20 protein-coding genes and 6 pseudogenes are annotated in these 22,830 nt (G+C 71.1%); all 26 read right to left on the bottom strand.

From position 1 onward, the window contains the following. Positions 1-130: 130 nt before the first annotated feature. Positions 131-805 (bottom strand): hypothetical protein, encoded by a 675-nt coding sequence (locus H3H54_RS06640; protein ID WP_262426001.1) that lies wholly within the window; start codon positions 803-805, stop codon positions 131-133. Between the two features lie 43 nt (positions 806-848). Beyond that, the gene (locus H3H54_RS06635; protein ID WP_262426000.1) at positions 849-1,775 is read right to left on the bottom strand and encodes an RluA family pseudouridine synthase; all 927 of its coding nucleotides are present in this window, start codon (positions 1,773-1,775) and stop codon (positions 849-851) included. After that, complete coding sequence (locus H3H54_RS06630; protein WP_262425999.1) at positions 1,772-2,137, bottom strand: signal peptidase II; 366 nt, start codon at positions 2,135-2,137, stop codon at positions 1,772-1,774. The genes H3H54_RS06635 and H3H54_RS06630 overlap by 4 nt, the downstream gene beginning before the upstream one ends. A 231-nt stretch (positions 2,138-2,368) precedes the next feature. Next, positions 2,369-3,067, bottom strand: a complete 699-nt coding sequence (locus H3H54_RS06625) for a DivIVA domain-containing protein (RefSeq protein ID WP_262425998.1) — start codon at positions 3,065-3,067, stop codon at positions 2,369-2,371. A 96-nt stretch (positions 3,068-3,163) separates the two neighbouring features. Beyond that, positions 3,164-3,454 carry a YggT family protein gene (locus H3H54_RS06620; protein WP_262425997.1) on the bottom strand — a complete coding sequence of 97 codons (291 nt, stop codon included), beginning with the start codon at positions 3,452-3,454 and terminating at the stop codon, positions 3,164-3,166. 8 nt (positions 3,455-3,462) lie between these two features. Further along, positions 3,463-3,951 carry a cell division protein SepF gene (locus tag H3H54_RS06615; RefSeq protein WP_262425996.1) on the bottom strand — a complete coding sequence of 163 codons (489 nt, stop codon included), beginning with the start codon at positions 3,949-3,951 and terminating at the stop codon, positions 3,463-3,465. A gap of 190 nt (positions 3,952-4,141) precedes the next feature. Beyond that, a complete protein-coding gene (gene pgeF / locus H3H54_RS06610) occupies positions 4,142-4,906 on the bottom strand; it encodes a peptidoglycan editing factor PgeF (RefSeq protein ID WP_262426417.1) in 765 nt (254 codons plus the stop codon). A gap of 351 nt (positions 4,907-5,257) precedes the next feature. Then, positions 5,258-6,244: pseudogene (gene ftsZ / locus H3H54_RS06605) on the bottom strand (cell division protein FtsZ); the annotation flags it as partial. 188 nt (positions 6,245-6,432) lie between these two features. Further along, on the bottom strand, positions 6,433-7,245 hold the full coding sequence (locus tag H3H54_RS06600) for a cell division protein FtsQ/DivIB (protein ID WP_262425995.1): 813 nt from the start codon (positions 7,243-7,245) through the stop codon (positions 6,433-6,435). A 307-nt stretch (positions 7,246-7,552) separates the two neighbouring features. Further along, positions 7,553-7,930 (bottom strand): glutamate ligase domain-containing protein, encoded by a 378-nt coding sequence (locus H3H54_RS06595; RefSeq protein WP_262425994.1) that lies wholly within the window; start codon positions 7,928-7,930, stop codon positions 7,553-7,555. Then, on the bottom strand, positions 7,927-8,658 hold the full coding sequence (locus tag H3H54_RS06590; protein WP_262425993.1) for a Mur ligase family protein: 732 nt from the start codon (positions 8,656-8,658) through the stop codon (positions 7,927-7,929). Before H3H54_RS06590 ends, H3H54_RS06595 begins: the two co-directional genes overlap by 4 nt. After that, positions 8,655-8,930: a Mur ligase domain-containing protein gene (locus tag H3H54_RS06585; protein WP_262425992.1), complete on the bottom strand. Its 276-nt coding sequence runs from the start codon at positions 8,928-8,930 to the stop codon at positions 8,655-8,657. The genes H3H54_RS06590 and H3H54_RS06585 overlap by 4 nt, the downstream gene beginning before the upstream one ends. 124 nt (positions 8,931-9,054) lie before the next feature. Beyond that, positions 9,055-10,146, bottom strand: coding sequence for an undecaprenyldiphospho-muramoylpentapeptide beta-N-acetylglucosaminyltransferase (gene murG / locus H3H54_RS06580; protein WP_262425991.1), 1,092 nt, complete (start codon positions 10,144-10,146; stop codon positions 9,055-9,057). Continuing rightward, positions 10,146-11,446, bottom strand: a pseudogene (locus tag H3H54_RS19520) (FtsW/RodA/SpoVE family cell cycle protein). Before H3H54_RS19520 ends, murG begins: the two are co-directional and overlap by 1 nt. 197 nt (positions 11,447-11,643) lie before the next feature. Then, positions 11,644-13,151 (bottom strand): annotated as a pseudogene (gene murD, locus H3H54_RS06565) (UDP-N-acetylmuramoyl-L-alanine--D-glutamate ligase). After that, the gene (locus H3H54_RS06560) at positions 13,148-13,531 is read right to left on the bottom strand and encodes a hypothetical protein (RefSeq protein WP_262426416.1); all 384 of its coding nucleotides are present in this window, start codon (positions 13,529-13,531) and stop codon (positions 13,148-13,150) included. The pseudogene murD and the gene H3H54_RS06560 overlap by 4 nt, the downstream one beginning before the upstream one ends. Positions 13,532-13,673: 142 nt before the next feature. After that, positions 13,674-14,144, bottom strand: a pseudogene (locus H3H54_RS06555) (phospho-N-acetylmuramoyl-pentapeptide-transferase); the annotation flags it as partial. Between the two features lie 98 nt (positions 14,145-14,242). Further along, positions 14,243-15,715, bottom strand: coding sequence for a UDP-N-acetylmuramoyl-tripeptide--D-alanyl-D-alanine ligase (gene murF, locus H3H54_RS06550; RefSeq protein WP_262425988.1), 1,473 nt, complete (start codon positions 15,713-15,715; stop codon positions 14,243-14,245). Positions 15,716-15,718: 3 nt separating this feature from the next. Continuing rightward, positions 15,719-16,230 (bottom strand): annotated as a pseudogene (locus tag H3H54_RS06545) (glutamate ligase domain-containing protein). A 242-nt stretch (positions 16,231-16,472) separates the two neighbouring features. Then, complete coding sequence (locus tag H3H54_RS06540; protein WP_262425987.1) at positions 16,473-17,300, bottom strand: Mur ligase family protein; 828 nt, start codon at positions 17,298-17,300, stop codon at positions 16,473-16,475. A gap of 8 nt (positions 17,301-17,308) precedes the next feature. Beyond that, complete coding sequence (locus H3H54_RS06535; RefSeq protein ID WP_262425986.1) at positions 17,309-19,054, bottom strand: penicillin-binding protein 2; 1,746 nt, start codon at positions 19,052-19,054, stop codon at positions 17,309-17,311. An 82-nt stretch (positions 19,055-19,136) separates the two neighbouring features. Further along, a complete protein-coding gene (locus H3H54_RS06530; RefSeq protein WP_262425985.1) occupies positions 19,137-19,652 on the bottom strand; it encodes a hypothetical protein in 516 nt (171 codons plus the stop codon). A gap of 1 nt (position 19,653) precedes the next feature. Further along, positions 19,654-20,651: pseudogene (gene rsmH / locus H3H54_RS06525) on the bottom strand (16S rRNA (cytosine(1402)-N(4))-methyltransferase RsmH). A gap of 193 nt (positions 20,652-20,844) precedes the next feature. Further along, on the bottom strand, positions 20,845-21,276 hold the full coding sequence (gene mraZ / locus H3H54_RS06520; RefSeq protein ID WP_262425984.1) for a division/cell wall cluster transcriptional repressor MraZ: 432 nt from the start codon (positions 21,274-21,276) through the stop codon (positions 20,845-20,847). Between the two features lie 522 nt (positions 21,277-21,798). Beyond that, the gene (locus H3H54_RS06515) at positions 21,799-22,203 is read right to left on the bottom strand and encodes a DUF3040 domain-containing protein (protein ID WP_262425983.1); all 405 of its coding nucleotides are present in this window, start codon (positions 22,201-22,203) and stop codon (positions 21,799-21,801) included. 159 nt (positions 22,204-22,362) lie between these two features. Next, positions 22,363-22,824 (bottom strand): hypothetical protein, encoded by a 462-nt coding sequence (locus H3H54_RS06510; RefSeq protein WP_262425982.1) that lies wholly within the window; start codon positions 22,822-22,824, stop codon positions 22,363-22,365. Positions 22,825-22,830: the final 6 nt, after the last annotated feature.

The raw sequence follows: 22,830 nt of genomic DNA, 5'->3' as shown, positions 1-22,830 counted from the left end.
AGAGGTCACCCCGCCAGGACCGGCGTGTCGCCCCGCGATGACCGCGGCGGCGCCCGGCGCGGGATGGCTCAGCTCCCGGCGCCGTCCCCTTCGGCCTGCTGCTCGCGGTGGGTGTCGGCGAGCAGGGAGTTCATGTAGTCATGGACGTCCTCGTAGCTGAGGGAGCGCTCGTCGCGCCGCGGCGGGATGCCGCCGACGAACGCGCCGCCGTGCCAGGCCATCGAGTCGTCGGGCAGGCTCGGGTCGTCGTCCCGCCACAGATCGATCGGGATCGCGTGGGCAGCGAGGTCGCGGGCGATCTCCTCGGCCTGGGCCGGGCTGCCGGAGCGTTGCAGCACGGAGACCAGCAGCGACTGCGCCGCCCACGCCACGGCATCGTCCCGGGAGTCCTCCCCGGATCCACCGACTCCTGGACCAGGGCGATGTAGCTCGCGGCGAGCTCATCGGCACCGTCCTCGAAGTGGTCCTTGGCCACGCGCAGCGCCACCCGCGGCACCAGGTCACGGGCGTCCCAGAGCACAGCCGCCCCGACCAGCGCCATGCCCACCCCGGTCGGGAAATCCGGATCCAGGGCGATCGCGGAGGAGGGCGGCCTGCCGGCACGGTGGTCATCGTCCGCCGCGAGGAACGCCTGCACCGCCTCGGCGACGGCCGCCCGGGCCTTCTCATCATCGCGCAGCGCCACCTCGGCCTGCGCGGGATCGATGCCCAGCCGGTGCGCGACCCGGACGAAGGGGAAGTCGGGCCTGGACAGCGCCGCATCGCGGGAGGGGCTCAGCGCCCCGGAAACCTGCTCATCGTTCATGTCTCGACGCTACCGCCTGCGAGCGCGTGCTCGTGCACTCGGCTCAGGGCGCGCGCAGGGCATCCAGTGCGTCCTGCAGATCCGCCGGGTACTGCGAGGTGTAGGTGACCTCGCGCCCGGTCGCAGGGTGGAGGAAGCTCAGCTCCATCGCGTGCAGCCACTGGCGGATCAGCCCCACGCGCTGGGCGAGGGTCGGATCCGCACCGTAGAGCGGATCGCCCACCAGCGGGTGCTGCAGGGCTGCCATGTGCACCCGGATCTGGTGGGTGCGGCCGGTCTCCAGTCCCACCTTCAGCAGGGTCGCCCCGCGCAGCGCCTCGAGCGTCTCGTAGTGGGTCACCGAGTGCTTGCCGTCCTCGCGCACCGCGAACTTGTAGTCGTGCTGCGGGGAGCGGCCGATGGCGGCTTCGATGGTGCCGGCCGGCTGGTCCGGGGTCCCCTGGCAGACGGCATGGTAGATCTTCCCGACCTCGCGGGCGCGGAAGGCGTCCTTCAGCGTGGTGTACGCGCGTTCGGTGCGGGCGACCACCATCACTCCGCTGGTGCCCACATCCAGCCTGCTCACGATGCCCTGTCGCTCCGGGTCGCCGGTGGTGCGGATGCTCACGCCGGCCGCGGCGAGGTGCCCCAGCACGGTGGGCCCGGACCAGCCGGCGCTGGGATGCGCGGCCACGCCCACGGGCTTGTCGATCACCACGATGTCATCGTCCTGGTGGATCAGGCTCATGCCGTCGGCGATCTGAGGCTGCACCGCCACGGCCGGCTTCTCATCGGGCAGCTCGACGTGCACCATCGCCCCCGGCTCGAGCCGGGTGGAGCGTGCCGGGGCCTGCCCGTCGACCAGGACGAGGCCGTCCATCACGAGCTCCGCCGCGCGGGTGCGGGAGAGGCCCAGCATTCGCGAGATCCCCACATCGACCCGCTCTCCGGCGAGCCCGTCGGGGACCATGAGGGTCCGGGAGGCGCTCATGACGTCTTCTCCTGCGAGGCCTCGCCCGCTTCTTCGGAAGGGGCGGGCTCGTCGTGCGCCGGATCGGAGGCGACGCCGAACAGGCCGAGGGCGACGATCATGATCGCGCCACCCACCACGCCCATGTCGGCGATGTTGAACACGGGCCAGTTCGGCAGCTCGAGAAAGTCGACGACTGCGCCGCGGAACGGTCCGGGTTCGCGCAGCAGCCGGTCATGGATGTTGCCGAGCGCGCCGCCCATGATGAGACCGAGCGCCACGGTGTACCAGGGCGAGCGCACTGCCTTGACCGCGAAGACGATGACACCGGCCACGATGGCGAGCTGGAGGCAGGTGACCACCGGGGTGATCTCGGCGCCCATCCCCAGGCGGCACCGCTGTTGTACAGCAGCGTCAGCTGGAGGATCTCACCGATGAATGGCTGGGGCTCGAGCAGAGGGAGAGAGGCCACGGCCCAGTTCTTCGTGATCTGGTCGGCCACGGCGATGACCGCACCGATCGCCGCGATGATGCTGAGGACCGTTCGACGGCTCAGACGGCGGCGAGCGCCGGACCCCGGGGCCCGGCGCTCGCCGACTCGGACGGGTCGTTGTTCACAGACCGAAGTTCGCCTGCTTGTCCTGCGTCTCGCTGGTGTCGAGCTCGCTGAGCTGGTTCTCCAGGTAGTTGCGCAGACGGTTGCGGTAGTCCCGCTCGAAGTTGCGCAGGCCGTCGATGGTCTTGTCGAGCTCGGCCTTCTTGGTCTCGAGATCGGCGAGGGTGACGCGGGACTTCTCCTCGGCGTCGCCGACGATCCGCTGGTGCTCGTCCTTGGCCTCGGTGATGAGGCGGTCGCGCTCGTCCTCACCGTTCTTGACGTACTCGTCGTGCAGACGGTTCGCCAGGGCGATGATGCCGGCGGCGGACTGGTCGGGGCTCTCAGAGACCGGTGCGGCCGCCGGAGCGGGCTGCTCGACGACCTCGTCCTCGACGACGGCCTGCGGCGCGGTGGCGTCGTCCTGGGCCTCGTCTTCAGCGGCGACCGGAGCGGAGTCGATGATCGCGTCGTTCTCACCGGTCGCGGAGACATCGGCGGTCGCAGCCGCGGCGGGGGCGCGGGTCTCGAGCTCGGCGATGCGGTTGTGCGCCTCCTCGAGCTCCGTCTTCAGGCGCTCGTTCTCGGAGATGAGCTCCTTGAGACGCGGCTCGACATCGTTATCGAGGAAGTTGTCCACCTCGTCCATGTCGTAGCCCTCGGAGAACCGGACAGGGGTGAACCTCTGATTCTGCAGGTCTTCGGGCATCAGAGCCATGGGTCACCTTTTCTTAGTGCGGGAGTCGAATGCGCGCCGGGGCGCGTTGGCGTCAAGCCTAGCGGATGGTGCGGAGGTTCCCGAACCGGGAGGTCCTCACATCGCCAGGCCTCCGAGCACGCTCAGCAGGATCCACCCGAGGACGAGCAGGATCATCAGGCTCAGGTCGAGGGCGACGGCGCCGATGCGCAGCGGAGGGATGAGGCGCCTGAGCGCCAGCACAGGCGGGTCGGTCAGCGTGTAGACGACCTCGAACAGCACCAGCACCAGGCCTGAGGGCCGGTACTCCCGTGCGTAGGACTGGATCCACTCGAGCACCAGGCGCGAGATGAGCAGGAGGAGGTACAACAGCACTGCGAGGTACAGCACCCCTGCGACGATCTGCACTAGAGAGCTCAGCTCTGGTTGTAGAAGCTGCCCTCGTCGGCAGAGGTGTCTCCGTCGACCTGGACGAACTCCGGCGAGAGCAGGAACACCTTGGAGGTGACACGCTCGATGGTGCCGCGGAGGCCGAAGACCAGGCCGGCCGAGAAGTCGACCATGCGCTTGGCGTCGCCGTCCTGCATGTCGGAGAGGTTCATGATGACGGGGACCCCGTCACGGAACGACTCGCCGATCGCCTTGGCATCGTTGTAGGACCGCGGATGGATCGTGGTGATGCGGTGCATCGACTCCTCCACTGCCGGGGCCATGGCCACCACGTTCGAATGCTGACGGATCGGGGTCACCTGGGCCTCCCGTTCGGGTGCGGGCTCGGGGCCCCGCTCGGTGCGGCGGGACGGAGCGGCGGCCTCGTCGTGGCTGAGCCGCTCGTCCTCGTAGTACTCGTCGTCGACCTCGTTGGCGAGGCCGAGTGCGACCATGGCATTGCGCCAGGTTCCCATCGCAGATCTCCCAGTCTGTTGTTCACGCTGACCTGGACTCCGGGGAAGCACGGGGAGTGCGCGGGAGCCCTTACCCACCGAAACTACCGCAGGGATTTCCCCGGCCCCGGGAGGCGCCCGGCGTGTCGTGAGCGTGTCGCGAGCACGGCGGACAGCGCCTGAGCCTCATCGCTCCCTCTGCGGAGGCGGCTCAGGCCCGGCGGAGCACGCCGGCGAAGCGGCCGGTGCGCGCCTGGCGGCGGTAGGAGTAGAAGCGCTCATCCTCGAGGGTGCAGGGATGGTCGGTCTCGAGGGCGGAGCGCGGGATGCCCGCTGCGCCGAGGATCTCGATCGCGCCGGCACGCAGGTCGAGGGCCGGGGTGCCCCAGGAGGTCTCCGCCCACGTGGTGGGAAGCTGCTGCGCCGCTTCCGCCCGCATCGGCTCCGGGACCTCGTAGCAGGCGCCGCAGATGGAGGGCCCGATGCTCGCGGTGAGATCCGCGGGACGGGCGCCCAGCTGCGTCATCGCCTCGATGGTGCGTTCGAGTACTCCTGCCAGCAGTCCCGCGCGGCCGGCATGGGCGGCCGCGATCGTGCCGCTGACGGGATCGCTCAGCAGCACCGGCAGGCAATCGGCGACCATGATCGCGAGCGCCACGTCGCCGCGGTCGGTCACCAGGGCGTCAGCGGAGACCACCGGCGCCGGGCCCGCGGCTGGCAGCACATGGACATCGGTGGAGTGGGTCTGATCGACGAAGACCACGGGCACGCCGAGCTCCGCGTCCAGCAGCTCCCGGTTGCGTACGACGGCCCGCTCGTCATCGCCGACATGCTGGGCGAGGTTCAGCCCGGCATGCTCCCCGGCGCTCACCCCACCCTCACGGCCCGTGAAAGGGCACGGGCCCCGCGAAGTCGCGAGGCCCGTGCAGGAAGTGACGAGGTCACTTGAGGAACGACGGCAGATCGAGGTCGTCATCGTCCGACGGCGGCTCCTCGATGTGCGGCGGGCGCGCCGGCTCACGCTCAGGGGCACGCGGAGCGGGCTGCGGGGAGACCCGATCATGCTGTGCGTGCTGGCCCTCCTCGGAGTCGGCCGCGTCGAGCACCTCGGTCTCGGGCTCGGTCTCGCTCGGGCGCGACGGCGAGAACGCCTGCTGGGGCAGACCCCAGGCACCGGGAGTCGCAGAGCCGGCTCCCGCTGCCGCACTGCCAGCGCCGTGGGAGGCGCGCTGCTCCTGGGCGGGGGACGCGGTGCCGCGGCGCGGGGCTGCTCGGAGCGGGGGTGCTCGGAACGTGCCTCGGGGCGGTGCTGCGGGGTGACGTCCTGTCGGGTCACGGGACCGCCGCCCTCGAAGCCGGCTGCGATGACGGTCACGCGGACCTCGTCGCCCAGGGCGTCATCGATGACGGAGCCGAAGATGATGTTCGCATCCGGGTGAGCGGCCTCCTGGACCAGGCGTGCCGCCTCCGAGACCTCGTACAGGCCGAGGTCGCTGCCGCCCTGGATGGAGAGCAGAACGCCGTAGGCGCCGTCGATCGAGGCCTCGAGCAGCGGACTGGAGACCGCGAGCTCCGCCGCCTGGAGGGCGCGGTCCTCGCCCCGCGCGGAGCCGATGCCCATGAGGGCGCTCCCGGCTCCCTGCATGACGGATTTGACGTCCGCGAAGTCGAGGTTGATCAAGCCCGGCGTGGTGATCAGATCGGTGATGCCCTGGACACCGTTGAGCAGGACCTGGTCCGCGCTCTTGAAGGCGTCGAGCATGGAGACCTGCTTGTCCGCGATGGACAGCAGTCGATCGTTGGGGATCACGATGAGGGTGTCGACCTCGGCCTGCAGGGAGGCGATGCCGGACTCCGCCTGGGTGGAGCGGCGGCGGCCCTCGAAGGTGAAGGGGCGGGTGACCACGCCGATGGTCAGCGCGCCGAGGCTGCGGGCGATCTTGGCGACGACGGGAGCGCCGCCGGTGCCGGTGCCGCCGCCCTCGCCGGCGGTCACGAAGACCATGTCGGCCCCGCGGAGGACCTCTTCGATCTCCTCGGCGTGGTCCTCGGCGGCACGCTTGCCGACCTCGGGATCGGCGCCGGCGCCGAGACCACGGGTGATCTCCTTGCCGACGTCGAGCTTGACGTCCGCATCGGACATGAGGAGTGCCTGTGCGTCGGTGTTGATCGCGATGAATTCGACGCCCTTGAGGCCGGACTCGATCATGCGGTTGACGGCGTTGACACCTCCGCCGCCGACGCCGACGACCTTGATGACTGCGAGTGAGATCTGCGTTCCGGCCACGTGTTGGTCCTTGCTCTTGTCGTTCATCCGAGGAGTGGGCCTGCGTCGCACCTGGTCGTGGACTTCCGAAACCCTCGACCTCGAGTTGAGGTTCGGACTTCGGGGCGCTTCTCCTTTCCCTTGACGCTATGGACGCAGGCACCTGCACGCAAACACCGCGTGCGCGTGTCGGCCCTCGAGCGCGGGCGAGATCACCGTTCGGGCCCGATCAGCTCTCAGCGGGTGACCGGGGCGACTGGGGAGGAGACGTCGATGACGGTCCCGGGCTGGCCCACCAGCGCCTGCACCACTTCGGCTTTGAGCTCCGCATCGCGCGCATCGCCCCAGACGACCTGCTTGGTGCCGCCGTCCTCGAGGGCGAGCACCACCGTCACGTCGCTCGCGCTGGAGGCCGTGACCTCCTGGACCGCTCCACGCAGCGGTTCGGGCATCGCTGCGAGGACATCGGCCATCGCCTCGGCGGCACCCTCCGGATCCGCGGAGCCTCCCGCGACCGCCAGCGGCACCAGCGAAGCCCCCTCCCCTGCGGCAGCCGGGAGCTCCTGCCCTTCGGCACCGATCACCGCGGTGGCGCCATCGGTCTTCGTGAGCAGGGCGATCGGTGCGGTCTCGGTGACGCTGATGCGCACGCCGTCCGGCCATGATCGTTCGACCTCGACAGAGTCGATGCCCGGCACCTCGGCGACATCCGCGGCGATCTCTCCCGTGGGCAGGAGCAGCACGCTTCCCGAGGCGTGCGCGGAAGCCGCCGCGCGCACCTCCTCCTGCTCGACGTATCCGGTGCCCTCGACGTCGATCTGCTGCACCTGGAGCGCGGGCAGGAAGATCGCGGTGACACACACTGCCGCGAGCACGAGCACCGTCACTGCCGCACCGGCCATGATCGCGCGTCGGCGACGGCGCCAGGGGCGACCCGCCACCAGCTCACGGAAGCGTTCAGCGGCCTGCACCACCCGTCCCTCGCCCTGCGACACCTGCGGCTTCGTCGCGGCGGGGGCGAGCTCCGCGGAGGGCTGGGGCCGGCCCACGGCCCGCGAACGTCCGGCCGGCGGCGCGGCAGGTGAGGGCGGGGAGAGCGCGGAGCGTGCCGAGGGCGCAGAGGGAGCGGTTCGCGCGGTGCCGGCCGACCCCGGCGAGCCGGGACGGCGCGGGGAGCTGCTGCTCGACCGTGCCCGGCGCGCATCGGGCTCCTGGGTCGCAGGAGCGGACGGCGCCCGGCGGGGCGCCGGGGAGAGGGCCGGTCGTCGCGTGCTCTGCCGCGGCTTCGGCGCGTTGGGACGGCGTGCCATCAGCCGCGGGCTCCGTGCTGATCCAGCGCCGCCATCAGCGCGGGGGTCATCTCGACGATGTCGCCGGCGCCGAGCATGAGCAGCAGGTCGCCGGGACGAGCATGGGCGGTGATGAGCTCGCCGAGCTGCTCGCCGTCAACCAGGGAGTGACCGTGTCGGTCGCGAGAGAGGTGATGGTGCGGGCATCGACCGTGGGGTCGGGGTCCTCGCGCGCGGCGTAGACGGGGAGCACCCAGGCCCGGTCCGCGACGTCGAGGGCGGCGGCGAAGTCGCCGGCGAAGTCGCGGGTGCGGGAGAACAGGTGGGGCTGGAGGACGACGAGCACTCGGCCCTGCTGCGCCTGTGTCTGCACGATGCCGCGGGCTGCGGCGATCGTCGCGGCGACCTCGCGGGGGTGGTGGGCGTAGTCATCCACCACCGTCACTCCCCGACGGTGCCGGCGACGTCGAAGCGCCGTGAGGCACCGGTGAACCCGGCCAGTCCCCGTGCGAGCTGCTCGGGGGCGGAGGAGGGCGAGGCAGCTGCGGCAGCGGCCAGAGCGCCCAGGGCGTTCAGCACGTTGTGATGGCCGGTCACGGACAGGGCGACGGCGAGCGGTCCCTGCGGGGTGTCCACCTCGATCTCGGCGCCGCGGGGACCGCTGCGCTCCGCGCGCAGCCGCCACTGGGCGTCGTCATCGGCCCCGTAGAGCACGACGGTCCGACCTGCGGCCGCGGCGCGCTCCCCGAGTGCTCGGGCGCCCGGGTCATCGGCGCACACCACCAGCGTGCCGTCCGGCGTGATCTGCGTGGTGAGGGCATCGAAGGCGGCGGTGAGGGTCGCAGCGTCGCCGTGGAAGTCGAGGTGGTCGGGCTCGAGGTTCGTCACCACGAGGGCGCGCGGCGCGAACGCGAGGAAGGAGCCGTCGGACTCGTCGGCCTCGACCACAGCGAGCTCCTCGGCGATCCCCGCGGCCGCCGGGTCCGCGCCGAGACCGGCGTTGCGGCCGAGATCGGGAACGGCCGCGCCGAGCGCCCAGGCGGGGTCGTGGCCTGCGCCGCGCAGCGCGGTCACGGCCATACCGGTGGTGGTGGTCTTGCCATGGGTGCCGGCGACGGCCAGCAGTGCGCGCCCGGCGAGCAGGCCGGCCAGCGCCGCAGCGCGATGGATCACCGGGATCCCCGGCGGCGCGCTGCGATGACCTCGGGGTTGTCAGCCCGCACCGCGGTGGAGACGATCACCAGGTCGAGGTCCTCGGCCAGCGAAGCGGCGTCGAACCCGATGCCGATGCGAGCCCCGGCCTCGCGCAGCGGCGCGATGAACTGGCCGTCCTGGGAGTCGGACCCGGAGACGGCGAGCCCGGCCTCGAGCGCGAGCCGGGCGACAGCGCTCATCCCGGCGCCGCCGATGCGGACCACGTGCACCAAGCGGACGCTCCGGTCCATCGGCCAGTCGGGCTGGGTGATGACGTCCCCGGGGCGCAGGATCGTGCGCGGCGTCGCCTGCGCGACCGGACCGTTCTCGGGGAAGTCATGAGGTCACCGTAGTCCGCTCGGCGGGACGCCCGGGTCAGGCTCGGCGTGCGACGCCGGTCACCACGTCGGCCATCACCTCGGCCGCGTCGGTGATGCCGAAGGCACGCGCGGCGTCGGCCATCGCGGTCAGCCTCGATCGGTCGCGCAGCAGCGGGAGCACCTGGGAGCGCAGATGCGCGGCATCGAGGTCGGCGTCGGCGACCATCAGCGCACCGCCCGCCGCGACCACCTCCTGGCCGTTCAACGCCTGCTCCCCGTTGCCGATCGGCAGCGGGACCAGCACCGCCGGGAGGCCGACGGCGGTGAGCTCGCAGACGGTCCCCGCACCGGAGCGGGTCAGGGCGAGATCCGCGGCGGCGTAGGCGTCCTCCATGGCGCTGACGTACTCCACGACCCGGTAGCCATCTCGCTCCGGGAGGCCCTCCGACTTGCCGCGGCCGGTGACGTGCAGGATCTGCACTCCGGCCTCGAGGAAGGACTCGGCGGCCTCCGCCACGGCCGTGTTCAGCCGCAGAGCACCGAGGGAGCCACCGGTGGCCAGCAGCACCGGGCGGGCGAGGTCCAGACCGAACCCGCGCAGGGCCTCGTCCCGGTGGGCGGCGCGGTCCAGGTGGGCGATCTCTTCGCGCATCGGCATGCCGATGCGGCGGGCGCGGGGCAGGCTCGAGCCGTCGAAGGCGGTGAGCACAGCGGCAGCGCGACGGGCGCCGAGCCGGTTCGCCAGGCCCGGTCTGCGGTTCGCCTCGTGGACCACCAGCGGGCGGCGCAGCGAGGCGGCCGCGAGATATGCGGGCGGGCACACGTAGCCGCCGAATCCCGCGACCACGTCGATCTGCCGCTCCTTCAGCAGGTTGCGGACCTGGCGGAGGGAGCCGCCGAACCGGCCCGGGAAGCGGAGGGCGGCACCGTTCGGGCGGCGCGGGAACGGCACCTTCTCGATCGTGACCAGCTCATAGCCGGCCGCCGGGACCAGATCGGCCTCGAGGCCCTCCTGGGTCCCGAGCACGAGCACCTCGGCCTCGGGGCTGCGGCGGGTGATCTGTGCGGCGGTGGCCAGCAGCGGGGACACGTGCCCGGCGCTGCCGCCACCGGCGAGCAGGATGCGGGGTGCGGTCGTGGTGGGCATCAGGACCTTCTGGAGGAGGGTGCGGAGCCGCGGCCCGAGCGACGGGAGCGGGTGGACGAGGAACGGGCGCCCGAGCGCTTCACCGCCCGCTCGGAGGGCTTCGGCGAGAGCTTCGACGTGCTCGGCTTCCCGCTCTTCGCACGCTTCGTGCCCTTCTTCTTCGGGGCGGACGAGGCGCGGGCCGCTGCGGTGTCCTTGGCGGCACCGCTCTCGCGCGGAGCGGGCAGCACCCCGATCGAGCGGCGCACCGAGCTCAGCCGGGCTCCGATCGCCTCGGCGGCACCTGGTTCACGGCGTGCGAAGGAGATCAGCAGCCCAAGAGCCGTCATCGAGGCCAGCAGTGCGGAGCCACCGGAGGAGATGAAGGGCAGCGGGACGCCGATGACGGGCAGCAGCCCGGTGACGACCATCATGTTCACGAAGGCCTGGCCGAGCAGCCAGGCGCTGATGCCGGCAACGGTGATCTGCATGAAGTGGTCGTCGAGGCGCGTGATCATGCGGAGCATGATCAGGGCGAGGGCGGTGAACAGCAGCAGCACCCCGAGGGTGCCGATCAGGCCGAGCTCCTCACCGATGATCGCGAAGATGTAGTCGTCCTCGGCGGCGGGCAGGCGGCCCCACTTCTGGCGGGACTGACCGAGGCCGACGCCCCACCAGCCGCCCTCCGCGAGGCCCATCAGGCCCTGCTCCGACTGGAGGCAGGAGTCGCCCGGGCAGGTGCCGTGGATCCAGTTGTTGATGCGGGCCATGCGGTTGCCGCTGGTGATGGTCAGCACCAGGACGCCGACGAGGCCGAGCCCGCCGGCGGCGATGAACCACCGGCGCGGGACCCCGCGACCCACACCGCACCGGCGACGAGCATGCCCATCACGAGCACGGTCCCGAGGTCCTTGCCCCACATCACCAGTCCGAGGGCCACGCCGGCGCCCGGGGCCAGAGGGATGAACAGGTGGAAGGGCTTGGTCAGCAGGGGCCGCTTCGTCGCGAGCAGGGCGCCCAGCCATACCGCGAGCGCGAGCTTGAGGAACTCCGAGGGCTGCAGGCGCTGGGAGCCGATCTGGATCCAGTTGCGGTTGCCGTACACCTCGACGCCGAGGCCGGGCACGTGCACCAGGCACTGCAGGGCCAGACCCACGGCGAACAGGACCCAGGCGGCGCGCCGGTAGAAGCCGGGCGGCAGCAGTGCGGCGGTCACCAGCGCCACCACCCCCATCACCGCGAAGGTGCCCTGCCGGATGAAGCCGTCGAAGCCGGAGGCGCCGCGGGAGATGTTGCCCACCGAGCTGGAGGACAGCACCATCACCAGGCCGACGCTGACGAGCAGGGCGCCGACGATGATGAGTCCGTAGAAGTCGAGCGCCGGGGACCTCAGCCAGTTGCCGAGACCATCACGCACACGGCCGCCGATGTTGCCGAGCGGCTGGTCCTCGTCGGGGCGCACGACGCCGGTGGAGCGGCGGGAGTCCTTGCGGGGCTCCCGTCGGGTGTCCTCCAGCGTCATGAGCGCTCTCCTGGCAGTCGGGTCACAGCCTCGGCGAACAGATCCCCCGCTCCGCGTAGTCACGGAACTGGTCGATGGACGCGGCCGCGGGAGCCAGCAGCACCACATCCCCCGACCTGGCGAGGGCGCGGGCCGCCTGCACCGCGTCTTCCATCAGCCGGGAGCGTCCGGCGACGTCGCCAGTGTCGCCCGGATCGATGCGCCGGACGGGGACGTCGGGCGCGTGTCGTGATAGTGCGCCCGTGAACGGCTCGGCGTCCGTCCCCAGCAGCACCACCCCGGCAAGCCGGTCCCGTGCTGCGGCGATCAGTGGATCCAGGTCGGCGCCCTTGGTGTCCCCGCCGGCGATCCAGACCACCCGCTCGGCCGAGCGGAGGGAGGCCGCAGCGGCGGCGGGATTGGTCGCCTTGGTGTCGTCGACGAAGTCGATGCCGTCGACGGTCGCCAGGTGCTGGGCACGATGGCCGCCCATCCGGTAGGCGCGCAGCCCGTCCCGCACCGCATGGGCCTCGACCCCATGGGCGCGGGCGAGCGCCGCGGCGGCCAACGCGTCGAGCACCAGGTGCGGGCCGGCACCCTGCGGCCCCAGATGCGCGAGGTCCTCGAGGGTGGCGAGCTCCGCGGCGGCGTTGCGCCTCTCGGGATGGAACGCCCTGTCCACCAGGACTCCGTCGATCACCCCGAGCTCGGAGAGTCCGGGAGGCCCCAGCGTGAGGCCGACGGCGCGGGCGCCCTCGACCACGTCCGCCTCCTCGACCAGGCGGCGGGTGGTCTCGTCGGCGACGCTGTAGACACAGGCGGTGCGCACGCCCTGGTAGATGCGAGCCTTCGCCGCGACATAGGGCTCAGCGCCTCCGTGCCAGTCGAGGTGGTCGGCGCTCACGTTGAGCACCACGGCGGCGTCGCAGTCCAGGTGCTCGGTCCAATGCAGTTGGAAGCTGGACAGCTCGAGGGCGAGCACCTCGAAGCCCTCGGGGTCCAGCGCCGCTTCGATCACCGGCAGGCCGACGTTCCCGCAGGCGACGGCGCGGAGGCCGGCGTGCTGGAGGATCGATTCGAGCATGGTGACGGTGGTGGTCTTGCCGTTCGTCCCGGTGATGCCGAGCCAGGCCGGGCCGTCCGCCGGCTGCATCCGGCGGGCCAGTTCGATCTCGCTCCAGACGGGGATCCCGGCGGCTGCGGCGGCGAGCAGCAGCGGCTGATCCGGGCGCCATCCCGGGGAGGTGACGACCAGGTCGATCTCGCGGTCCTCGGGCAGGTTGCGGGTGTGCTCGGTGCCGAGGCGGAACTCCACCCCGAGCACCTCGAGGATCTGGGCGCGCTCCCTGATCTCGGGAGTGTCCGTCCCATCGACCACGAGCACCCGGGCGCCGCGCTGCATGGTCTGGTCCGCGATGGCGAAGCCGGAGATGCCGAAGCCGGTGACCAGGATCCGCAGACCGCTGACGTCCAGGCCCGGCCACGCCCGCTCCTGGACGGGGAGCACAGGCTGCTCGGTCGTCATGAGGTGAGCCTCGGCAGGGCGTCGAGGTAGAAGATTCCCAGTCCGATGCCGGCCAGGATCCCGGCCACGATCCAGAAGCGCACCACGATGGTGACCTCGTTCCACCCCTTGAGCTCGAAGTGATGCTGGAGCGGGGCCATCCGGAAGACGCGCTTCCCCGTGGCCTTGAAGCTGGTGACCTGGATGATCACGGACAGCGAGATGATCACGAACAGGCCGCCGATGATGGCGCCGACGATCTCGGTGCGGGAGACGATCGTCATGCCGGCGATGGCGCCGCCCAGGGCGAGCGACCCGGTGTCGCCCATGAAGATCTTCGCGGGTGAGGTGTTCCACCACAGGAACCCGACCAGGGCGCCGATGACCGCGGCGCACAGCACTGCCGTGTCCAGGGGATCGCGGCGTCGTAGCAGTGCACCACTCCCCGGCGTCGAGGTCGATGTTGCACACCTGGCGCCACTGCCAGAAGCTGATGATGAGGTACGCGGCGGTGAAGATGATGGTCGCGCCGCTGGCGAGGCCGTCGAGCCCGTCGGTGAGGTTCACGCCGTTGGACCACGCCGCGACCAGGAAGTTCGCCCAGATGGCGAAGAGGATGAAGCCGACGATGGTGCCCATGAAGGCGAGGTCCAGCCAGGGGACGTCACGCACGAAGGAGATATGGGTCGAGGCCGGGGTCTTGCCGTTCTCGTCCGGGAACAGCAGCGCGAGCACGGCGAAGGCGGTGGCGACCACGAACTGCCCCAGCAGCTTGTAGCGGGGGCGCAGGCCCGTGCTGTCCTGCTGGGAGATCTTCAGGTAGTCGTCGAGGAAGCCCACCACCCCGAGACCCACCATGAGGAACAGCACCAGCAGCACGGAGACGCTGGGGCTGGTCCACAGCACCAGGTGGGTGAAGAAGTACGCGACCAGGACCGACAGGATGATCGCGACGCCGCCCATGGTCGGGGTGCCACGCTTGGTGGCGTGCGTGGTCGGGCCGTCGTCGCGCACGAACTGGCCGTAGCCGCGTCGCTGGAGGACCTTGATGAACAGCGGCGTGCCCAGGATCGACAAGAGGAGCGCAACGGCGCCGGAGATGATGATCGCGATCACTGGTCGTCTCCGTTCTGCGTCGTCCCGTCGAGTCCGCCGCGCCGTGCCAGGTGCTCGACCAAGGGTCCTGCGATGCGTCGCAGGCCCGCGTCGCGGGAGGACTTCAGCAGCACGGCGTCCCCGGGCTGCACCGTACGTTCTAGCACAGCGAGCGCCTCCTCGACGGTGTCGAGGTATTCGGACTCCCCACCGAAGCTGCCCTCGAGGCACGCCCCGTGGTGGATCGGCGCCGCACCGTCTCCGACCGAGTACAGCTGACCGATGTTCAGGCGCACCGCGAGGCGGCCGATCTCGTCGTGCAGGCGCACGCTGTCCGGCCCCAGCTCCAGCATCTCGCCGATCACGGCGATGGTGCGGTGCGTGCGGCCGAGATGGGCGAGGGTCTTGAGCGCCTGCCGCATCGAGTCCGGGTTGGCGTTGTAGGCGTCGTCGATGACGAGGACCCCGCCGGCCTCGAGCGCCTGCATGCGCTGCGCAGAGGCGAGGGTCGCGCCCTCGAGGGCCGCCGCGGCGCCTGCCGGATCGACCCCGGCGGCGAGGGCGGCCGTCAGCGCCGCGAGCACGTTCGCCGCCTGATGCTCGCCGAGCAGGGAGGGGTGGACCCCGAAGCGTCCGGGGGCGACCGGCTCACCGCGCAGCGTGGTCAGGCCCTCGGGGACGACCAGGTCGAAGCGGACGCGTGCCCGCTCGTCGAGGGTGAGATCCGCACCGCGGACGTCGCCGTCGGTGAAGCCCCAGGAGGTGACCGGGGCGGGTGAGCGCTGTGCCATGGCGGCGACGAGCCGGTCCTCGGCGTGGAGGATGGCGCGCCCCTCCGGAGCGAGCGCCTCGACCAGTTCGCCCTTGGCCTGGGCGATCGCGTCGATGCTGCCGAACTCGCCGATGTGGGCGGAGCCGACGTTGAGCACGACGGAGATGTCGGGGCGGGCGATCGTGGTCAGCGCAGCGATGTGGCCGATGCCGCGCGCACCCATCTCGAGCACCAGGTAGCGGGTCTCGGCGCTGATGCGCAGCACGGTCAGCGGCAGGCCCAGCTCGTTGTTGAAGCTCCCGGCGGGTGCGACGGTGGGGCCGTGCGCGCCGAGGATCGTGCCCAGCAGGTCCTTGGTGCCGGTCTTGCCCGCGCTTCCGGTGATCGCGAGGACCACCAGCTCGGCGTTCTCCCGGCGGGCCCTGCCCAGCTGCTCGCGGGCGAGGACGGACAGCGCTCGCTGCACGTCGTCGACCTGCACCGCGGGGACCCCGCGGTCCTCGGTGACCAGAGTGATCGCCGCACCGGAGGTCTGCGCGGCGGCGAGGAAGTCATGGCCGTCGACGCTCTCTCCGAGGAAGGCGGCGAAGAGATCACCGGGGCCGACCTCGCGGGAGTCGATCTGCGCGGTCCCGGTGACGAGCTCGTCGCCGGTCGCGCCTCCCACGAGTGCGCCGTCCGTGAGAGCGGCGATCTCCCGTGCCGTGATCTGGAGCATGCTTCAGCGTCCTTCGTCCGTGTGGTCGGCGTCGGTGCCCGTTCGCGCCGTCGGCGCACCTCGGAGTGCATCCCGCAACCGGAGGCGGTCATCGAACGGCTGGACGATACCGCCGATCTGCTGTCCGGTCTCGGCTCCCTTGCCCGCAACGAGGATGGTGTCGGACACGTCGGCCAAGGAAGCCGCCAGCGCGATCGCCTCTCCCCGGCCTCCCACGTCATGGACCTGGGCTTTCGTGTCTTCCGGGATGCCTGCGAGCACCTGTTCGCGGATCGAGGCGGGGTCCTCGGTCCGGGGGTTGTCGTCCGTGACGATGACCACGTCCGCGAGACGCGCGGCGACCTCTCCCATATGTGGCCGCTTGGTGCGGTCGCGGTCTCCCCGGCCCCCATCACCACCAGCAGGCGCCCGGTTCCCGGGATCGCTCGCAGAGTGTCGAGGGCCTGTTCGAGCGCGTCCGGGGTGTGCGAGTAGTCGACCACGCCGCGGCGGGGCGCATGTGCCACGGGCTCCATCCGTCCGGGGACGGTGCCGGCCTCGCCGAGGGCGCGGGCCACGTCCGGACCGGAGTGTCCGAGGGCCCCCAGCAGCAGTTCGGCGGCGAGTGTGTTGGCGACGTAATGCCTGCCCGGCAGGGCCGCGTACAGGGTGCGGGGCCCCTCGGGCCCGTCGACGGTGAAGACGGAGCCGTAGTCGGCGGGCCGGATGTCGCGGGCACGGTGGTCCGCGTCCACGCCCGGGCGGGTCGCGTAGGTGATCACCGGGATCTCGGCCTCACGGGCCAGGCGGCGCCCCCACTCGTCATCGACGCAGACGATCCCGCGTCGGGCATGGGCCGGGTGAAGAGGGTCCGCTTGGCCTCGTAGTAGGCCTCCATCGTGCCGTGGAAGTCGAGGTGGTCCTGAGTGAGGTTGGTGAAGCAGACGACGTCGAAGACGACCTCGTCCGCCCGATGCAGCACGAGGGCGTGGCTGGAGACCTCCATCGAGACCACCGCCACCTCGTCCTCGACCATCCGGGCGAGCAGCCCGTGCAGCTCGGGCGCCTCGGGAGTGGTGCGGACGGTCCCGATCGCGTGCTCCGCGCCCTGGCCGTCCCGGTATCCGGTGCCGCTGGTGCCGACGGAGCCGGCGGCGACGCCGAGGGCGTGCAGGGTGCGGGTGATGACGGTGGTGATCGAGGTCTTGCCGTTCGTGCCGGTCACGCCCAGCATGGCCAGCTTCGTGGCAGGGAGGCCGTGGACCAGGGCCGCAGCGGTCGCCGTGGCCGTGCGTGGATCGTCCACCTCGAGCACCGCCAGGCCCTCGGCCTCGCAGCGGGCACGGCCGGCGGGATCGGTGAGCGCCATCGCGGCGCCCTGACGTGCGGCCTGGGCGGCGAACTGTGCGCCGTGGGCGTTGGCTCCCGGCAGCGCGCACCAGAGATCCCCGGGCTCCACCGCACGGGAGTCGAGGGTGACGCCGTGCAGCGTGAGCTCGGAGTCGGGCACCGGTGCTCCGAGAGCACGGGCGAGATCCGCCGCCGTCGCGCCCTGGGGGTGACGCGGACGGGCAGGTTCGGGCACAGGCTCGAGGAGCTGGGTCATCTGGGGGCTCACCACTCGTTCTCGAGTTCCCGACCGGGCTCTCCGGTCGGGGCGATGCCCTGGTTCTGCAGGGCGAAGGTCGTCAGCTCGGAGAAGGCGGGGCCGGCCGACCTGCTGCCGGAGATGAAGGTGTTCAGGCCGAAGAGGAACACGCCGACCACGATCTCCGGATCGTCCGCGGGGGCGAAGCCGATGAAGGAGGCCGTGTAGGTGCCGTCCCCGACCTGAGCGGTGCCGGACTTGCCGGCGACCGCATAGCCGGTGACGCTCGCCGAGGAGTTGCCGTCCTCGACCGAGTTGTCCATCAGCTGCAGCATGGTCTCGGCGGTCCCGCTGGAGACCACGCGTGTGCTCTCGGGCTCACCGAGGGAGCGCACGGAACCGTCGGCCTGGCGGGTGCCGGCGATCAGAGAGGGCTGGACCCGCACCCCGTCGTTGGCGAAGGTCCCCACCGCGGAGACCATCTGCAGGGCGTTCACGCTGTACCCCTGACCGAAGGAGGTGGTGTAGCGGGTGCGACCGGTCCAGTCCGCCGCCGGATGGACCAGGCCCGAGGATTCACCGGGCAGCTCCACACCCGTCCGCTCGCCGAGGCCGAAGGCCTTGAGGTAGTCGTGGCGGACCTCCGGGGCGAGGGTCTCGGAGATCTGCACCGTGCCCACGTTCGAGCTGTTCTTCAGCACTCCGGCGAGGGTCAGCTGCTGATCGGGGTGGTAGCGCGAATCCTTGACCCGGTGGCCGTCGAACCACATCTCGTACGGGATCTCATACTCCGTCTCGGGGGTGACGGTGCCCTCCTCGAGCGCCGCCGCCAGAGTGAAAAGCTTGCCCGTCGAGCCCGGCTCGAACACGCTGGAGATCGAGCGATTGCCGCGGTCCTGCTCCTCTGCGGCGCCCGGATCGTTGGGGTCATAGCTGGGGTACTCCGCGAGCGAGAGGACCTCGCCGGTCTTCGCGTTGTAGACCACGGCGCTGCCGCCGGCGGCGCCCAGCTGTTCGACGGCTCCCGCGACGATCTGCTGCGACTTCCACTGGAGGTCGCGGTCGATGGTGAGCACGACGTCGCTGCCGTCCACTGCAGCGGTGGTCTCCTGCTTCCCGGTGGGGATGATCTGTCCCTGCGCACCGCGCTCGTAGGTGGTCTTGCCGTCCGTGCCGCGCAGCTCCTCGTCGAAGGAGAGCTCGGTGCCGGCCAGGGCGGTGCCATCGTCGCCGACGAAGCCGAGGATGTTGCCGCCCACGGAGCCGGCCGGGTAGATGCGCTCGGCCACCGGGTCCGAGCCGATGCCCGGGATCTTCAGCGCCATCGCGGCGTCCCGCACCTCGGGCTCGACGTTCTTGCGCAGGTAGGAGAAGCCCGCGTCACCGGTGAGCGCCTCCTCGGTCTTCGAGACGGACCAGCCGAGCACCGGGGCGAGGTCAGCGGCGGCGGCCTCGATGCCTGTGACCTCAGCAGTCTTCGAGTTCGCGAGATAGCCGTCGACCTGCTGCTGATTGACCCAGAGGTCGTATCGCTGCACGGAGCTGGCCAGTGCCGTCCCGTTGCGGTCGGTGATCTCTCCGCGCAGAGCGGGGATGGTGCGGGTGACGGTGCGCTGGGCGACCGCCTCCTCAGCGCGGGCGCTGGCGTCGAGACCCTGCACCCACACCAGGCGGCCGGACAGGGCGAGGACGCCGATCATGATCAGGCAGATGAGCAGCCGGTGCCGATGGGAGGGCTCCCCCAGCCGGGACTGCGGGATCCTTGCACGCACGCACCGCCGGTTCGGGGAGAAGGAGAACCGCCCGCGGAGCGGGTGGTCGTCTTCCTGCCGTTCCTTCGCGGTGAGGTCATCCTCAGTCCCCTTCGTTGCCCATGCCGTGGTAGGCGGTGGGCTGGTCATAGATCTGAGCCGGGGGCACCGCGACATCGGCGGGCACCTCCGCGAGCTCCGGATTACTCTCAGTCTGCGCCGTCGGGGACGTCTCTCCGATGATCTGGCCCGTGTCGAGGTCGATATATGCCGGATCCGTGACCGGGACCATCCCGATCTCGCGCGCCTGGCGTTCGAGCTCCTGGGGTGTGCCGAGGCGTTCGTTGGCCTCGGCGAGCGCCTGGCCCTCCTCGGTGAGCCGCTGGGACTGGCCCTGCAGCCGGGTGATCTCGTAACTCGCGTCGGACATCTGGATGTTCAGGTAGAGCAGCGCGGAGAGGGTCGCGGCGACGATGAGCGTGCACAGCATCGTGAACGGCATCGAGCTGCCGGCGGCCTTCGGCGCGGCGACGACGGTGAGCCGCGGGCGTGCGGCGGAGTGACTGGCCCCGCGGACAGGGCGGATCGCGGGCGCATGAACGGCGGTGGTGCTTGCCATCTCAGTGTGCTCTCTCAGCGTCTCGGGTACGGGTCAGGGCTCGCAGGCGGACCGAGGCCGCCCGGGAGTTGGTGCCTCGCTCGGTGTCGTCGGCCTGGAGGGCGCCGCGCACGAGCGGGGTGAAGGACGGCCGGTGCTCCTCCAGCTCGACCGGCAGGCCGGGCGGAGCGGTCGAGCGGGTGCGGCGGGTGAACGCCGTCTTGACCAGTCGGTCCTCGCCGGAGTGGTAGGACTCCACCACGATCCGGCCGCCGACGTGGAGGCAGTCGAGCGCGGACTCGATGGCGGAGGCGAGGATCTCGAGCTCCTCGTTGACGGCGATCCGCAGAGCCTGGAAGGTGCGCTTGGCGGGGTGCCCGCCGCTCGCCTTGGACGCGGCCGGGATCGCGCGCGCTCGAGCAGTTCGACCAGCTCGCCGCTGCGGGTCAGAGGTGCGGTCTCACGCTGCTCGACGATCCTGCGGGCGATCCGCTTGGCGAATCGCTCGTCCCCGAGGTCCCGCAGGAGACGGGCGATCTCCGCCTCGGAGAGGTCTCGCAGGAGATCCGCGGCGGTGGGGCCGTCGGAGGAGGTGTCCATGCGCATGTCCAACGGCGCATCGACCGCGTACGAGAAGCCACGGTCAGCGGTGTCGATCTGGAAGCTGGACAGCCCCAGGTCCATCATCACGCCGTGCGCTCCGGGCAGCCCGAGCTCCTCGAGCACCTCGGGGATCTCGTCGTAGGTGGCGTGCACCAGGGTGGCCCGCTCGCCCACGCCGGCGCGATCGAGCCGCTCACGGGCGAGCTCGAGCGCCTGGGGATCGCGGTCGATGCCGACGAGGTGCGCGTGCGGCGCCGCCTGGAGGACGGCGGTGGCGTGGCCTCCCATGCCGAGCGTCGCGTCGACGTGGATCGCGCCCGGCTCCTGCAGCGCGGGTGCGAGCAGCTCGACGGAGGTGTCGAGGAGGACAGGGACGTGCCGCTGTTCTGCCGGCCGGTCGCTGTGCGTCTGGTCCATGTCACCCCTCCCCTGGGTTCTTGCTGTGGTGATGTGTGCGGCGGTCCGGGTCTTTCGACCCCGCCCGACTCCGCGGCTTCTCCGCGGTGCCGTCCTGCCAGATTCCTCGTCGTTCCCGACCCGCCGCCGGGGAAGTTGCATCGGGGCGGGAACGACGAGAGGTCTCACAGGACGGAAGCGTTCCGTGTCGGGCTCAGAACAGGCCGGGGATCACCTCCTCGGAGGTTTCGGCGAAGCCTTCCTCCTTCTGCTCGAGGTAGGTCTCCCATGCCGGGAGCGACCAGATCTCGAGCCGATCCAATGCGCCGATGACGGCGCACTCCCGATCCAGGTCTGCGTAGTTGCGCAGATGGCCCGGGATGGTGATGCGGCCCTGCTTGTCCGGAATGACGTCCTCCGCGCCGGAGAGCAGCACTCGCAGGTAATCGCGGGTGCGCTTGTCGGTGGTGGGCGCCCGACGGGCCTCCTCGAGCTTCTGGCGGAACTCCATGAGCGGGTACACGGCGATGCAGTGCTCCTGTCCACGAGTCATGACCAGTCCCGAGGCGAGCTCGTCACGGAACTTCGCAGGAAAGATCAGGCGTCCCTTGTCGTCGAGCTTGGGCGTGAAGGTGCCGAGGAACATCCACGCCCTCCTTCACTCACCGAACCTCACGTTCTGGAACCCATCTCCTCCCTACGCGCTCCACTTTACCCCACTAGTCCCCACCAGATGCCCCATATGCGCGAGATCTCTTGAAGACACCTCGAGAACCTGCAGGTCAGGAAGGTGGGGCGGGGTGGGGGGAATTTTCCGCCCGGAGCGTCGGAAGCGTCTTCTGCGGAGTGGGAGCAGCGAGAGCCTCCCTCGCCGCACAGAGCGAACGCGCAGGCCAGAGCGTCGAGGGGCGTGGAGAGAGCGACAGTGGGTCACGGTGGAGGGCCGGGGAGGGCTGCGGTGGAGCGATGTGGGGAATGAAGTGGGTCATGCGGTGGGAAGGCACGTCGAGGGCGCATCCGCGCAGCCCTCGCCCCGGTGCGACCGAGCGGTCACCGCGTCACCTCCGCGCGGCGCACCGCCCCCGAACACGACGATGCCCCGGCTCATCAGAGCCGGGGCATCGGTGTACGTGTGCGCAGTGGCACCGCGCGCTGAGGCGGAAGGAGGTCAGAGGCGGGGGTCGTCGCCCGCGCGCTTCTCCCAGCGCTCTTCCATCTTGCGCATGAAGTTGCCGTCCCCGCCGGAGGAGGCCGGGCCGGAACCGCCGCCCCCGCCACCCGGGGAGTCCTCTCCGTCAGCGGGGCCGCTGGGCGCGGTGACCGCGTAGACCGCGCCGGCCAGCATGCCGATGAAGGCGATCACGCCGAGCCATACGGCAGGGAGGCTGACCGCGAGGACCAGCACTCCGAGGCCGACGACCACGGCTCCCAGCCCGATGAGGATCCGACGGCCATTGCCGTTGCGGCGCGGCGGCGCCTTCGGTGCGAAAGCTCGCGCGAGACGTGGATCGTCAGCGAAGAGCTGACGCTCCATCTCGTCGAGCATCTTCTGCTCGTGTTCAGACAGCGGCATGGTCCCGCTCCTTGTCCCCGTCCTCTCGCGCCGGTCGGCGCCCCGTCCACCGCGCGAGAACTCTTGGCCCTCGTCGGCGATTAACCCAGTTTAGAGCGTGTTCCTGGGTAATGGGAACACTCCGGGCATCGCATCACAGAACCGCCCCGTGACAGGCGCTCACGAACGGCGCGGATCGACCCCTCCGACACCCTCCCCATCGGGCTCCCGCGTGGTGCGCTGGGCCCCGTCGGGCGATGATCCGAGGGTCGAGCCGCGCCCGAGGCTGCGGGCACCGAACTTCTCCACCGCCTGGTCCATCGCGGCTTCGAGGTCGTGCCATCCGGCCGACCGGGCGGTCAGCTCCGACTGCCGAGGGAGGCCGGTGGCCGTTTCCAGATGCGTCGCCCGCACGCCGGCCAGACGGATCCGACGCATGGTGTCCCGCTCTCGCTCCCAGAGGGTGACCACCTGCTCGCGGAGCCTCTCGCCGCTGGCCGTCGGCAGGTCGAAGGTCGACGAGCGGGTGATCGTGGTGCCGTCCGGGGCGCGGAGCTTGAGCACCACCGTCCGGGCCGCGAACCCTCCTCGCCGCAGCTGGCGGGCGACGTCATCGGCCATCACGGTGATGCGCCGACGCACCTCGTC

The sequence above is a fragment of the Brachybacterium sp. Z12 genome, from assembly GCF_014400405.1.
Taxonomy (GTDB): Bacteria; Actinomycetota; Actinomycetes; order Actinomycetales; family Dermabacteraceae; genus Brachybacterium.
The sequence above is the reverse complement of the archived record's forward strand: the minus strand, read 5'-3'. Positions and strand labels throughout refer to the sequence as shown.